This window comes from uncultured Arcanobacterium sp. (assembly GCF_947253055.1).
Taxonomy (GTDB): domain Bacteria; phylum Actinomycetota; class Actinomycetes; order Actinomycetales; family Actinomycetaceae; genus Arcanobacterium_A.
Window position 1 is genome coordinate 1 of the sequence record NZ_CAMXYE010000037.1, and the last position, 13,822, is coordinate 13,822.

A 13,822-nucleotide genomic window follows, 5' to 3' on the forward strand; every position below is an offset into this window, starting at 1 on the left:
ATCTTTCCATTGCAGAGCAGGCAAATCAGGTGCGGTTAGTGAAAAGATCCGAATCGGGAATGGTGAGTGATCCGGTCACCGTTTCTCCCACGGCCACGATTGACCAGCTCGATGAACTGTGTGGGCGGTATCGCGTTTCCGGTTTGCCGGTAGTAGATAAAGACAATGTACTGCTCGGAATTATTACCAATCGTGATTTGCGTTTCTTGCCGCAGGATAAGTGGGATGAAATTAAGGTGCAGGATGTGATGACGCCGATGCCACTTATTACTGGGAAAGTCGGCATCGCTCCGCAAGATGCAGCTACTCTGTTGGCAAAGCATAAAATTGAGAAGCTTCCCTTGGTAGATGAGGAAGGTAAACTCTCCGGTTTAATCACGGTAAAAGACTTCGTAAAATCTGAGCAATTTCCGGATGCCACAAAAGATAAAGATGGCCGGCTGCGTGTAGGGGCCGCCATCGGATACTGGGGAGATACGTGGGAGCGCGCTAGCGCTTTGGCTGAAGCGGGCGTAGATATTCTCGTAGTGGATACCGCTAATGGAGAAGCGAAGCTGGCGCTGGAAATGATTAAAAAGATTAAAGCAGATCCTGCTTTTGCCGGCATTGAAGTAATTGGCGGCAATGTGGCTACCCGTGAAGGTGCGCAAGCTCTTATTAACGCGGGGGTAGACGCAGTGAAAGTAGGAGTTGGCCCGGGCTCTATCTGCACCACGCGGGTAGTAGCCGGAGTGGGAGTGCCACAAATTACGGCGATTTCTTTAGCGGCCCAGGCTTGCCAGCCGGCCGGAGTGCCTCTGATTGCGGACGGCGGTTTACAGTATTCCGGAGATATCGGGAAAGCGCTGGTAGCAGGAGCTTCTACGGTAATGTTGGGGTCTTTGCTAGCTGGCTGCGAAGAATCTCCAGGCGAGCTAGTGTTCGTAAATGGCAAGCAGTATAAGAATTATCGGGGCATGGGTTCTCTCGGGGCGATGAGCTCCCGCGGGCGGGTATCTTATTCGAAAGATCGCTACTTCCAGGCGGATGTAACTTCTGACGATAAGATTATTCCGGAGGGAATTGAAGGGCAAGTGCCTTACCGGGGGCCGCTTAGCTCGGTAGTCTACCAGCTCATAGGTGGTTTACATCAGACTATGTTCTATGTAGGGGCTTGCACAATTGAGCAATTAAAGCAGCGCGGGCGCTTTGTGCGCATCACTGCTTCGGGGTTGCGCGAATCGCATCCGCATGATGTGCAGATGACGGTGGAAGCTCCTAACTACTCTTCTGTGCGGAATTAAACTGCGCACTGAGGTCTTAAATAATTAAATCGAGCGCCCGGCTCTTGATTAATTGAGCGGGGCGCTCGGTTTTTATGGATTTACTTTTATAGATTTACTTAGGTGCTGGTGCCCATCTTTCGCTCTATTCGCGCACCAAGGGCCAGCCGGTCTTTTCCGTATATGCTTGCCCACGTGCAGCTGCTTTTTTCCGGAAGTACTCTGCGCTTTCGTTATACCTTTCGAGTTGTTGCTCCATCAACACCTCGGGGCTCTCTTGGGCGACCTTCGGATAGCGCCGGAGCATTGCTCCAAGTACGCGTAGCGTAACCAATACATCTGCTTCTGCATTATGAAAATCATCTGCATCCCATACTTCATAGTGCCGAGCTACGCTCTCTAAATTGCGCTTTCCTTTCCGGTATTTATCGACTACTTTATCGAGCAGATATGGATCTATTATGGGTGCTAAATTACGCCCTAAACGCTCCTCTAAAGTGGGTAAATCGTGGCGGCGTAACTCAGCTTCTAAAAGTGTCAAATCGTAAGAAGCGTTAAAGGCTACCAGCACGTGATTCTGCGTCAAATGCTCATAGAGAAGCTGCGCTACTTCTTCTAGTACTTCTTCGATAGGCCGCCCCTCTTTTTGGGCCTGCTCAGTAGAAATGCCGTGCACCTTCTGCGAAGCTTCCGGTATCTCCACTCCCGGATCGGCTAGCCAATAGTGTTTTTCTATTTCTGTTTCATTCACCACTACAATCGAAGCGGTGACTAGCCGAGCTGCCTGCGGATTTACACCGGTAGTTTCCGTATCGAAACCAATTATGGGCTTTTCACTCCACATAGTTACTCTTTTCTTTTCGCAGCTACTTCGCTGCCCTAGTGCTGTTTCCGGCCTTAGTGCGGGCGATTCGCTTTTTGATACGTTTTCGGTACAGAAATTATTTCTGCCGGCTGCGGGCGTATTTTGCCCGCGCCAGCGAAGGGATATCTGCAATTTCTAGTATAGAGGGCACCTCCGAAAAATTTTCTTCCTTTAGTTGCGGGTAGAGATCTTAGTTATGGGAGAGTTGCGGGTAGAGATCTTAGTTATGGGAGAGTTGCGGGTTAGTTGTAGGTAGTTGTGGGCATGGATCTTTTTCTTCGTGAAAGTTGGGAGCGCCCGGCTTGCCGACTACCTGCCGAGCGGTCATATAGGATACGCTAAAAGGGTGAGCAATGATGTAGAAATTGGGCGAAATAAGCTGGCGAGAGTGGGATATGCTTTCGATGATATTTCGGTAATTCCCTCCCGTCGTACCCGCGATGCGGAAGATGTATCTGTCACTTGGCAATTAGATGCCTATTTACTAGATGCCCCTATTATGGGTGCGCCAATGGATTCGGTGACTTCGCCTGCCATCGCCATTCAACTAGGAAAAATGGGTTTGCTCGGGGTATTAGATCTCGAGGGTTTATGGACGCGCTATGAAGATCCAGCGCCCTATCTGGAAGAGATTGCGCAACTTCCATCGGATTGCTATCACCGGCGCATGCAAGAGATATATAGTGAGCCGATAAAAGCAGAGCTGATTACCCAGCGTATTGCCGAGATTAGAGCTGCTGGTGTGCCTACGGCCGGAGCTTTATCTCCGGCGCGTACGCAAGAGTATTGGCGTACGGTGGTGGAAGCCGGAGTGGATTTATTTATAATCCGCGGTACCACCGTCTCCGCTGAGCATGTATCTACGAATCGGGAACCACTTAATTTGAAGCGGTTTATCTATGAATTAGACGTGCCAGTAATAGTAGGGGGAGCTGCTTCCTATACGGCAGCATTGCATTTGATGCGCACCGGTGCGGCTGGAGTATTAGCTGGATTTGGGGGAGGCGCCACCAGTGCGAACCGGCGCACAGTCGGAGTGGCAGTACCGATGGCCACCACGGTAGCAAATGTGGCGGCTGCCCGGCGGGAGTACATGGATGAAACCGGAGGGCGCTATGTGCAGGTGATTGCTGATGGGCAAGTTTCCACCTCGGGAGATTTAGTGAAAGCGATTGCTTGTGGAGCAGACGGGGTGATGTTGGGAACGGCGTTGGCGCGTTCGCAAGAGGCTCCGGGGCGCGGTTTTCATTGGGGAGCGGAAGCGCATCATAAGAGACTGATTCGCGGAGAGCGGGTGCAGGTAGGCACGGTGGCTGATTTACAGCAAATTATTTGGGGTCCGTCTCTAGATGCCTCCGGTACCACTAATTTAGTAGGAGCGTTGAAGCAGGCGATGGCGATGACTGGTTATTCCGATGTGAAAGAATTCCAGCGCGTACCGATGGCAGTGGAGCAATACTAGTTAGGGAGCAGTTCTGCGGGTAGAATAGAGAATTGCTGGATAAGACTTAAAAAAGCATAAAAATAAATACTAAGTAGTAAGGAAAAATATGGAATACCGTATTGAGCATGACACTATGGGTGAGGTAAAGGTGCCGGTAGATGCGCTCTATCGTGCTCAGACCCAGCGAGCAGTAGATAATTTTCCGATTTCTGGAAAAGTGCTGACTCCTCCACATATTCACGCTTTAGCTCATATTAAGCGGGCGGCAGCTATTGCTAATGCGGAGCTCGGCGTAATCTGCACGGAGCGGCGCGATGCGATTGTGGCTGCTGCAGATGAAGTAATTAGTGGTAAGTATGACGACCAATTCCCGATTGACGTATACCAGACTGGTTCCGGCACTTCTTCGAATATGAATATGAACGAAGTGATTTCCACGCTGGCTACGAAGGCTTCGGGAATGGAAGTACATCCGAATGACCACGTAAATGCTTCGCAGTCTTCGAATGACGTCTTCCCTTCTTCTATCCATATCGCCGCCATGAATGCGATTACGAAGCAGCTGCTGCCGCAGTTAACGATTCTGGAAGATGCTTTGGCGGAGAAAGCCGTTGAATTTAAAGACGTAGTGAAATCGGGGCGTACCCACCTTATGGATGCTACGCCGATTACGCTCGGCCAAGAATTCTCTGGCTATGCCCAGCAGATTAAGTATGGCATTGCGCGAATTGAGAGCACCCTGGATCTGTTGGCGGAATTGCCGCTGGGAGGTACTGCAGTAGGTACCGGAATTAATACTCCGGAAGGCTTCTCCGCTCGAGTAATTGAATTGATTGCAGAGCATACGGGCTTGCCGCTCGTAGAGGCGCAGAATCATTTTGAAGCGCAGTCGGCGCAGGATTCGCTGGTAGCCACTTCGGGAGCGTTGCGCACAGTCGCCGTATCGCTGGTGAAGATTGCCAACGATTTGCGCTGGGCCAGCTCCGGGCCGCGCTCGGGCATTGGTGAAATTCATCTTCCTGATTTGCAGCCGGGTTCTTCTATTATGCCGGGCAAGGTAAATCCGGTAGTTCCCGAAGCTACCGTGCAGGTGGCAGCACAAGTAATCGGAAATGACGCCGCAATAGCTTTCGCGGGGGCGCAGGGCAATTTCGATCTTTTGGTGATGTTGCCGGTAATGGCCCAGAATCTGCTCGATTCAATCCAGATTCTTGGAAACGTGGCCGAAGTACTGGCCGAGCGCACGGTAAAGGGCATTATTGCCAATAAGGAGCGCTGCCTAGAGCTAGCGGAATCTTCTCCTTCTATCGTGACGCCGCTAAACCGGCTTATTGGCTATGAGAATGCCGCTAAGATCGCCAAGCACGCGGTGAAAGATAATTTGACCGTAAAAGAAGCGGCGATTGATCTCGGCTTCGTAGAGCGGGGCGAAATCACCATGGAAGCCTTGGAAGACGCCTTGAATGTGCTCAATATGACCGGAAATTACTAAAATTTCTTTTTAGTAGCTGCGCCGCTCTAAACCGCCGCTACTAAGTGAAAACTCTGCGGGCTGCCTCTTTGGCAGCCCGTAGTTATATTAAGAAGTTATAGAAAGTTATAAAAAGTTTGCGTGGCGCAACTAGTAGCTAATAAGTAGTTTATTTTCCGGCATAGCGGTAGACGTTCGTCTCCCGCAGGGCAAAGCCACAGCGCTTATAGAGTCGATTAGCGGCTTCGCGAGTGGGGCGAGAAGTGAGATCGATAGATTTCACTCCCTTTTGCTGAGCCAACTCAATTGCGGCTTCTACTAGCTTCTGGCCAATGCCATGCCCACGCGCTTCGTCATCTACGACTACGTCTTCTATCCAGGCGCGCCAGCCGGTAGGAATCTCAAAGGTGACCAAGCTGAGCATCCCTAAAATCGGGCCATCTGCTCCGGCCTCGGCATCCTGATAAATAAGTAAATCCAAACTTTTTTGCTCCAGAAGCCGCTCTAATCCGGCCCTATCTAAAGGCTTGGAAGAAGAAGAGAGCTGAGGAATAAGCTTTTGAAAAGCAGCTTCGAGAGCGGGGGTCACTTCTTTGATAGTAGAGATACTCACGGTAATCCTTTCTTAGGAAATCACTTCCATCACTTGGCGGGCAATAGCTAGCTCTTCGTGAGCTGGCACCACCAATACCTGTACTTTTGAGTCTTCGGTAGAAATAGTACGCGCTTCTTTCGATTTTTCCGCATTTAACTCGGCGCTATAGCGAATTCCAAAAGACGCGAGCCTATCGAGCACAGCCGCGCGGAGTAAATCATCTTTTTCGCCGATTCCTGCCGTAAAAGTTATTGTATCGAGCCCGCCCATTACGGCAGTATATGCGCCTACGTAATGCAGTATTCGGTGTATATAGATTTGGAGCGCCCGCTGGCAGATTTCTTCTCCCGCTTGGGCTCGTTTCCAAATTACCCGCATATCGCTATCTCCGGTCAGGCCTTTCATACCCGATCGGCGATTGAAAAGTTCATCCACTTCCACCGAGCTCATTCCGGCTACGCGCTGGAGATGGAAAGCCACCGCAGGATCTATATCGCCGGTACGAGTGCCCATTACTAGACCTTCGAGCGGGGTGAGCCCCATTGAGGTGTCTACGGCTTTGTCTCCCACCACTGCCGAAGCGGAAGCGCCGTTGCCGAGATGGAAAATAATCTGCTTCAAATCGCGCCGCCCCAGCATACGGCAGACTTTATCCGCCGCATATTGATGGGAAGTGCCGTGGGCACCATAGCGGAGAATTTCGTACTTTTCGGCAATCTCGGTATTCAGTGCATAGTAGGCGGATTCGGGAGGTAGATGCCGGAAAAACGCCGTATCGAATACCGCCACATGTGGCACGGGGAGCAGCTTCCGGGCAATATGGATTCCGCGTAAGTGGGCGGGGTTGTGCAGCGGCGCGAGCGGAATTAACTCTTGAATATGGCGCTCCACAGTATCGTCAATCAGCACCGCCTTATCGAAGTATTTTCCGCCCTGTACCACGCGATGCCCCACGGCTGTAATATTTAATTCCTCTAGATTGGGGCTAAGTTCGTCAATGAGTTCTAAGATTCGCTCCATGCCGTGTTCGTGGCTGGGGATCGGCTCATAAAGGCTGAGTTTTTTCTCTTCAAAATAAAGTAGATAGTGCCCCATGGAGTTGCCGATTCTTTCTACCAGCCCCCGGGTAGAGCAAGCGCCGTTTTCCGGGTCAATAATTTCAAATTTAATTGAAGAAGATCCAGAATTTACTACTAATACCGCCATTTTCTATTCCTTTATATTTTTTAAAATCTACTTTTTAAGTTCCAGTGCAAAATTCCGAAAATATCTATATATAAATTCCGCTAGGATGCAGATGTCGTTGTGGGTGCTGGGGGTGTGGCATCTGCAGCTGCAGTCGGTGTACCAGTTTGGGCTTGCAGAGCGGTGATAGCGATGGTATTTACGATATCTTCCACTAGAGCGCCGCGGGAAAGATCGTTTATCGGTTTATTTAGCCCTTGCAATATGGGCCCGACGGCTATTGCTCCGGCCGTGCGCTGTACCGCTTTATAGGTGATATTACCGGAGTTTAGATCCGGGAAAATAAAGACATTGGCTTTTCCGGCCACCGGAGAATTAGGTAGTTTCGCTTTCGCCACTGTTTCGTCTACTGCGGCGTCAAACTGAATCGGCCCAGCAATCGGTAAATCAGGGGCAATACTCTCTACCAGCTGGGTGGCTGCGGCCACGGCGTCTACTCCGGCGCCTTTTCCAGAGGTACCAGTAGAATATGAAAGCATCGCTATGCGCGGCGAAATTCCGAAAGTGCGCGCGGTTTCGGCAGAAGAAAGCGCAATTCCCGCTAGTTGTTCTGGGTTAGGTGCCACATTTACTGCGCAATCGGCAAAGATATAGGGGCGGTCGGGGAGCAGCATTAAGAAAGACGAAGAGACGAGCGGAGTATCCGGCTTGGTTTTAATAATTTGCAGCGCGGGGCGAATAGTTTCTGCCGTGGTGTGCTGAGCGCCCGAAACCATGCCGTCTGCCTGCCCCATCTGCACCATCATAGTGGCGAAATAGGAAATATCTTGCATTTTTTCTTGTGCCGCCGCGGGGGTAATCCCTTTTGCTTTACGAATTTCCGCAAAAGCTTGGGCGTATTCTGCTTGCCGCGGCGCATCGGCCGGATCAATAATTTCTGCCTTTTGCAGATTCAACTGTTGCTCTGCGGCGAGTTGGTGAATATCCTCTGCATCTCCCAGCAAAATAATATCGGCGATTTCTTGCTCCAGAATAAGCGCAGCCGCCTGCAAAATACGTATATCCGTTGCTTCTGGCAGCAAGATACGCTTTTTTTCTTGGCGGGCGCGGCTAAAGATATCGGCAGTTACTTGCTCGGGAGTGCGGGGTAGGCTCGCTGCCTGTGACCCTCCGGCAACCGGCGAAAGATAAGAATTCTGCACAGGTTTCCTTCCTTTTGGGGGCTAGCACTTATTTTGCCATTTCTTCCCGTTTTCCTTTAGGACTAAGGGAGTATGATAAATGGAAGTGTTTAACCCGCTTTAATTCTAGCGTAGAGAAAACTGAGGAGAGAGTCAGGGTGCCGTTTCTTTGCAGGTGACGGAAGGAGAAAATATGCGTCTGCCGCGTAGCCAGCGCCGCGCGCGCCGCCGGCAGCAAATTTCTCCGCCGCCACGCCGCGGTATAAATGCTTTTCATTACCAGCTGCCGCCTGGGCCGTGGAGTACTCTCGGGCAATGGGCAGTAGATAACTATGGGGTAGCCGGGCAAGAAGCTTTTCAGCAGGAGAGCTTTTTAGGAGATTTTAGCCGCCCGCTTTCCCCAGATTATCCCTACCGGGCAGGAGAAAAAATTTGGGTATTTCGCCCGGTGGTGGATGAGCCAGCCGTTCCAATTCAGCTAGAGGTATTGGCGGAAACGGAGCATTACGTCGCTATTGATAAACCGCACGGTTTGGCTTGTATTCCACGGGGAATTCATGCGGCGAAAACCGCCGTAGTGGCGGCGCGGCGGCAGCTGCAAAATGACGAGCTTAGCTGTGCCCATCGCCTAGATTTGGAGACGGCGGGAGTGTTGCTACTGGTGAAGAAGCCGGAGTATCGGCGGGCCTATCAGTTGCTGTTTCAGAGAAAACAGGTGCGAAAAAGCTATCGCGGGTTGACTGCTGGCAGGGGATCTTATGTGGCGGCTGGGGATGATACGGCAGCGAGAGATGATGCGGTGGTTAGGGCTGGTGCGGCGACTGATGCGGCGGCAGAGTCTGATGCGGCGGCAGAGTCTGATGCGGCAGCGGGCGCGGATTTAGAAGTGTGGATGTATCGTCAGCCCGGAAATATGCAGACGCTAGTATCGGCAGAGAAACCTTTTGCATCGCCAGCGGTATCGGCAGTGCCGGCAGCAGATACGCGGGCCGATAGTGCAGTAAATATGGGAAATTCCAGTGCAGTGCCGCGCGGAAGAATGCGGGCGGCTCTCACTTGCACTCGGGTGCGCCTGCTGGGAGAGTTGGAGAAATCTGCCGATAATATAGAGAATTTTTCCGAATTTTGGCCGTTACAGTGGGAGATTAGCCCGCACACTGGTTTTACCCACCAAATTCGCGCTCTTTTTAACTATTTACAGATGCCGCTTTTATTTGATCCACTGTATCCGCAGCTATTGCCGCCGGAAGTGGCGCAGGCGCGCCAATTACCCTTACAGCTCCTGGCAAAAGAGCTGGAATTTATCGATCCCTACACCGGAGAAAATACCCAGATTATTTCCGCGCGGCACTTAGGAGTACCGGGTGTGGAATAGAGCCGCGATTTATTCGGAATAGGAATTTTGCGTGCGCTCCGCTAATCTTAGAAGAGTGAATAACGCAGAAATCCGCCCGGTAGTGGTAGTAGATAATGGCGCGCAGTATGCGCAACTCATCGCTCGAAGAATACGAGATGTAGGGTATTACTCGGAGCTAGTGCCGCATTCGTGGAGCGCGGAGAAAATTTTGGCTAAGCGTCCGCTAGCTATTGTACTTTCAGGTGGCCCTGCTTCGGTATATGCGAAGAATTCTCCTGTTTTAGATGCGGCGCTTTTAGAAGCCGGAATTCCGGTGCTAGGTATCTGCTACGGATTCCAGCAGATGGCGGAAGCCTTGGGAGGGAAAGTAGCCGAGACTGGCAATCGGGAATTCGGTGCGACCACGGCAAAAATCCTCGCTCCTAGCCACCTATGGGATGCGGGCGAAGCAGAAAAAATGGTGTGGATGAGCCATGGAGACGCCGTCACCGCTGCTCCAAAGGGTTTCACCGTAACTGCCATTACTCCAGCTGCGCCGGTAGCTGCTTTTGAAGACAATGCGCGCCGACTTTACGGAGTGCAGTGGCACCCCGAGGCGCGCAATTCGGAGCGCGGCAACGAAATATTCCGCAACTTTTTACAGCGCGGGGCGGGCCTGGCTCCTAACTGGAATTCTGCGTCTATAATCGATGAGCAAGTCGCTAAGATTCGCGCCCAAGTAGGGAGCGGGGAAGTAATCTGCGGGCTTTCTGGCGGAGTAGATTCTTCTGTGGCAGCTGCGCTCGTACACCGCGCGGTTGGTGATCAGCTCACCTGCGTATTTGTGGATCACGGTCTATTGCGCGCCGGAGAAGCGGAGCAAGTAATTCGCGATTACGCCGGGGCACGCGGCATGAAAATTTTGGCGGTAGATGAATCGGAGCGTTTCTTGCAGGCGTTGGCGGGTGTAACTGAGCCAGAGCAGAAGCGTAAAATCATCGGGCGGGAATTTATTCGTTCCTTTGAAGCAGCACAGCGGAAGTTAATTGCCGAAGCTGGCGAAGCTGGGAAAGAAATAAAGTTTTTAGTGCAAGGCACCCTCTATCCAGACGTAGTGGAATCGGGGGGCGGCGAAGGCACAGCGAATATCAAATCGCACCACAATGTGGGCGGATTGCCGGAAGATCTACAGTTTGAACTGGTAGAGCCGCTGCGTGATCTGTTTAAAGACGAAGTGCGCGCCATCGGAAAAGAATTGGGACTCCCCGATAATATCGTGTGGCGCCAGCCTTTCCCGGGGCCGGGGCTAGGTATCCGCATAGTTGGAGAAGTTACGCGCGCCGGGCTCGATACGCTGCGGGCGGCCGATTTAATCGTTCGTGAAGAATTGAGTGCAGCGGGGCTGGATCGAGAAATCTGGCAATGCCCAGTGGTGCTGCTCGCTGATGTGCGTTCGGTAGGTGTACAAGGAGATGGCCGTACTTATGGGCATCCAATCGTGCTGCGCCCAGTAAGTTCAGAAGACGCCATGAGCGCAGATTGGTACCGCCTGCCATACGATTTGTTGGCGAAGATTTCTAATCGCATTACCAACGAAGTGCCGGAGGTCAACAGAGTAGTGCTTGACTGCACCTCGAAGCCGCCGGGGACTATCGAGTGGGAATAATAACAGTGCGCTAATGTATTAGTTTTTAGGGCGTCCTGGGGTTTACCAGGGCGCTCTATTTTTATGCATTTAGCTGGGGTAATACGCAAGCCACTGGGAATGGCGGATACGGATAATCAGCCGCTTTGCTTGAAAACTGGCTTCTGACGTGCGTTTTTGAGTCGTCAATTATGTGCCACTGCAGGTCATTTATTCAACTAATACATATACGCCCTTTTTAAGCCTTTAAATCAATACGTCTTCTGCAAAATAAAGAAAAACCGCTGAAGTACTGATGCTTCAGCGGTTGATACTCAGTTAGTACTCATTGAGGTCACATGATACTCAATCAGTAGATCACCTGGAGAAATGTATATTTTCTTATCCTAAATGTCCTACAACGCCAAAGGATCAACTTGCTCCATCTCGTCAGTTTTGTCTATATAACCTAGCGAAGCAAGCACACATCGACCTATGTGATAGCCAAGGTTGACCGGCACGGCGTTCCCGATCTGCTTGTATCTGTCCGAAAGGCTCCCCTCAAACTCCCAGTCATCGGGAAAAGTCTGGATGCGGGCATACTCCCGCACGGTAAGCGGCCTCGTCTCAGAAGGATGACAGCGTTCGGTTTGCTTCTGAGCCGGTGCGCATGTGAGCGTCAGGCTCGGCTGATCCCACGAGAGACGCCTTGCCATTCCCGTCTTGCCGCCGCTAAGGTAATAGCTACCTCCCATGTATTCCTTCGCGACGGCCTCGGGTAAATCCCGCCAGTAGCCGCCTTCGGGAACCATTTCCATCACAAGCTTTTTCTTTTCCGGATACTTCTGGCCATCGGATGCAGGACAATCCTTCAACGCTTCGCGCAGTGAAATGAAGTAGTCCTTCTCTTTCGGGAACAGAATCGGGCAGTCGAGGTCTTTCCTTACGGCGAAGATGATGAGACGCTCCCGTTTTTGGGGTACGTCTAGATACTGCGCCCTAAGCACGCGGTAGTTGACTCTGTAGCCAAGCTCGTCGAGAGTGTTGAGCATGGTTTCAAGCGTCCTCCCGCCATCGTGCTTCAACAAACCGCGGACGTTTTCCCCGATCGCTATTTTTGGCCGAATCTCCTTCACCGCTCTGGCGAACTCAAAGAACAACGTCCCTCGGGTATCTTCGAAACCACGCGATTTACCGGCATAGCTAAACGCTTGGCAAGGGAATCCCGCCTGGATCACCTCTGCATGCATTCCCTCGAACATAACTTCATGGACATCGCGGCCATCAATATTCCAGTTAAGCCCGTATTTCTCACTATTGGCCTTCAGCGTGGCAACTGCCTTATCGTTGAGCTCGTTAAGGAACGTATGATGCAATCCAGCATTGGCAAAACCCAAAGCCGTTCCGCCTGCGCCTGCAAAAAGGTCGATACAAGTCACTTCCTCAAACATCTTCTCAGCTCGAAGAACCTTAAAAGAGACTTGCTCCCCCTCTCCTTTGAGCTTCTTCTGTAAGCGAATAATCTCTTCGAGATTGAACAGTCTCTTTTGGTTTCTATCGCGCGTCGCCTTAATCAGACCAAGCTTATTCCATCTGCGGATAGTATCCGCAGAAACATCCAATGCCTTTGCAGCTGCTGTGACGCTAACCAGTTGCTTGCTCATAAAACACCTTAAAAATAACCCTTACATATGTAAGGGTTATTGTAGTGCAAATGAGCCAACTTTACTAGGATTCCGGCATACTGATGAAGAAATAATCCCTCATTCCAGTTTTGTCGTAGGATCGTCCGAGGACATCGCTCAAGATATCAGGAAAAACCTCATACAACTCTTCGAGCGCATTCTCTTTCTTAAAGGCCCATGCGTATGCCGTAGCCCCATCACAGCAGCGAACATGATCGCGTTCTGAGCGACCAGAAACATTCCAGGGCTTATCGTATCTCACTGGATTCTTAGGAACAATCTGAACAAGATACGAAACGCTGTTGTTGGTTCTGGCAAGCATATCTAGCTTATCCCAAACAGCTTTCTCATCAGAAGCCTTGATGGTATTGTAGCGATTCTTCACTTCGACATGAACCGGTTTCGACGTTGGAGTCTCGCGAACGATAAGATCAACCACGCCCCCATTTGCACCCAAATTATCCCAACCTTCCGCCAATCCGAGCACGCATTGATGGAAATTGCCCACCGCATTGGAAATCGTCTTGTTCACACCGCGCAACTTCTCGAACGCCATCATGCTTTCGGCGGACTGATCGAAGAGAACTGCCTGAACTGCAATAGTAAAGGGATCTGGGGGCGTTGAAAGCTCGGACGATTTCGCTTTCTCAATCGAGCTGCCAAACACATGCTTAACGATTTTATATAGCTCGTCCTCGTCGAGCCAATCGAGACCGTACTGGTGATTTGAATCTGCCATGATTCCCTCCTAGCCTAGGGATTCATTGTACTTCAGACCCTAACGCTTAGGTGAAAAATCGCCGAGCTGATTCGATTATGCCGCTTCAAGAATGATTAAATACAACTCCTTGCCACATGAAGTTGGATAAGAACATCTGCATCTCAAGTCCCAAACTTACCATTGAAGGTATACAAAGGCGATTCAGTCGTATTGCATTCCGCTTTATCGTTAGACGGTCTCGTTCAGGCCTGAATCCGACACGCGCCTCTCGTTATAGTCGGTTGGTAGCTCGCCGCCCTCCTTCTTTCGGGCCCTACCGCGCCTCGCATCCGAGCTTCTGCGACCCGTGAGATACGGATGTCCTTCGAAGCTGTCGAACCGCCCTTGCATTTCGCCCACCGCATCGATGCGGGTGTTCGCCGCGGCTATCGCCGCCTCGATGCTGCGAAGGGT

At 51.2% G+C, this 13,822-nt stretch carries 11 protein-coding genes; 5 read left to right on the forward strand and 6 right to left on the reverse strand.

Annotated elements, in window-relative coordinates; genetic code table 11:
• Nucleotides 1-1,283, forward strand: a 1,283-nt coding sequence (locus Q0X35_RS03640) for an IMP dehydrogenase (protein WP_297565552.1), incomplete at its 5' end; no start/stop codon positions are given.
• 124 nt (nt 1,284-1,407) lie between these two features.
• Here Q0X35_RS03640 and Q0X35_RS03645 read toward each other — a convergent pair.
• Nucleotides 1,408-2,106 carry an exonuclease domain-containing protein gene (locus Q0X35_RS03645; protein ID WP_297565555.1) on the reverse strand — a complete coding sequence of 233 codons (699 nt, stop codon included), beginning with the start codon at nt 2,104-2,106 and terminating at the stop codon, nt 1,408-1,410.
• Nucleotides 2,107-2,473: 367 nt separating this feature from the next.
• Here Q0X35_RS03645 and Q0X35_RS03650 point away from each other — a divergent pair, with 367 nt between their 5' ends.
• Complete coding sequence (locus tag Q0X35_RS03650) at nt 2,474-3,589, forward strand: GuaB3 family IMP dehydrogenase-related protein (protein WP_297565558.1); 1,116 nt, start codon at nt 2,474-2,476, stop codon at nt 3,587-3,589.
• A gap of 88 nt (nt 3,590-3,677) precedes the next feature.
• Nucleotides 3,678-5,063 carry an aspartate ammonia-lyase gene (locus Q0X35_RS03655; protein WP_297565560.1) on the forward strand — a complete coding sequence of 462 codons (1,386 nt, stop codon included), beginning with the start codon at nt 3,678-3,680 and terminating at the stop codon, nt 5,061-5,063.
• A gap of 148 nt (nt 5,064-5,211) precedes the next feature.
• Here Q0X35_RS03655 and Q0X35_RS03660 read toward each other — a convergent pair whose 3' ends face one another.
• From Q0X35_RS03660 to pta, 3 genes are all read right to left on the reverse strand, one after another.
• The gene (locus tag Q0X35_RS03660) at nt 5,212-5,655 is read right to left on the reverse strand and encodes an N-acetyltransferase (RefSeq protein ID WP_297565562.1); all 444 of its coding nucleotides are present in this window, start codon (nt 5,653-5,655) and stop codon (nt 5,212-5,214) included.
• 12 nt (nt 5,656-5,667) lie between these two features.
• A complete protein-coding gene (locus Q0X35_RS03665; RefSeq protein ID WP_297565564.1) occupies nt 5,668-6,843 on the reverse strand; it encodes an acetate/propionate family kinase in 1,176 nt (391 codons plus the stop codon).
• Between the two features lie 80 nt (nt 6,844-6,923).
• Complete coding sequence (pta, locus tag Q0X35_RS03670) at nt 6,924-8,024, reverse strand: phosphate acetyltransferase (protein ID WP_366084412.1); 1,101 nt, start codon at nt 8,022-8,024, stop codon at nt 6,924-6,926.
• A gap of 172 nt (nt 8,025-8,196) precedes the next feature.
• On the opposite strand from pta, the gene Q0X35_RS03675 reads away from it, so the two are divergent.
• Both Q0X35_RS03675 and guaA read left to right on the forward strand, forming a co-directional pair.
• Nucleotides 8,197-9,378, forward strand: a complete 1,182-nt coding sequence (locus Q0X35_RS03675) for a pseudouridine synthase (RefSeq protein ID WP_297565566.1) — start codon at nt 8,197-8,199, stop codon at nt 9,376-9,378.
• Nucleotides 9,379-9,433: 55 nt separating this feature from the next.
• Nucleotides 9,434-11,005 (forward strand): glutamine-hydrolyzing GMP synthase, encoded by a 1,572-nt coding sequence (gene guaA / locus Q0X35_RS03680; RefSeq protein WP_297565568.1) that lies wholly within the window; start codon nt 9,434-9,436, stop codon nt 11,003-11,005.
• Between the two features lie 374 nt (nt 11,006-11,379).
• Here the strand turns inward: guaA and dcm are convergent, their stop codons facing one another.
• Both dcm and Q0X35_RS03690 read right to left on the reverse strand, forming a co-directional pair.
• Nucleotides 11,380-12,627, reverse strand: coding sequence for a DNA (cytosine-5-)-methyltransferase (dcm, locus tag Q0X35_RS03685; protein ID WP_297565570.1), 1,248 nt, complete (start codon nt 12,625-12,627; stop codon nt 11,380-11,382).
• Nucleotides 12,628-12,691: 64 nt separating this feature from the next.
• Complete coding sequence (locus Q0X35_RS03690; RefSeq protein WP_297565571.1) at nt 12,692-13,387, reverse strand: Eco47II family restriction endonuclease; 696 nt, start codon at nt 13,385-13,387, stop codon at nt 12,692-12,694.
• Nucleotides 13,388-13,822 lie beyond the last annotated feature (435 nt).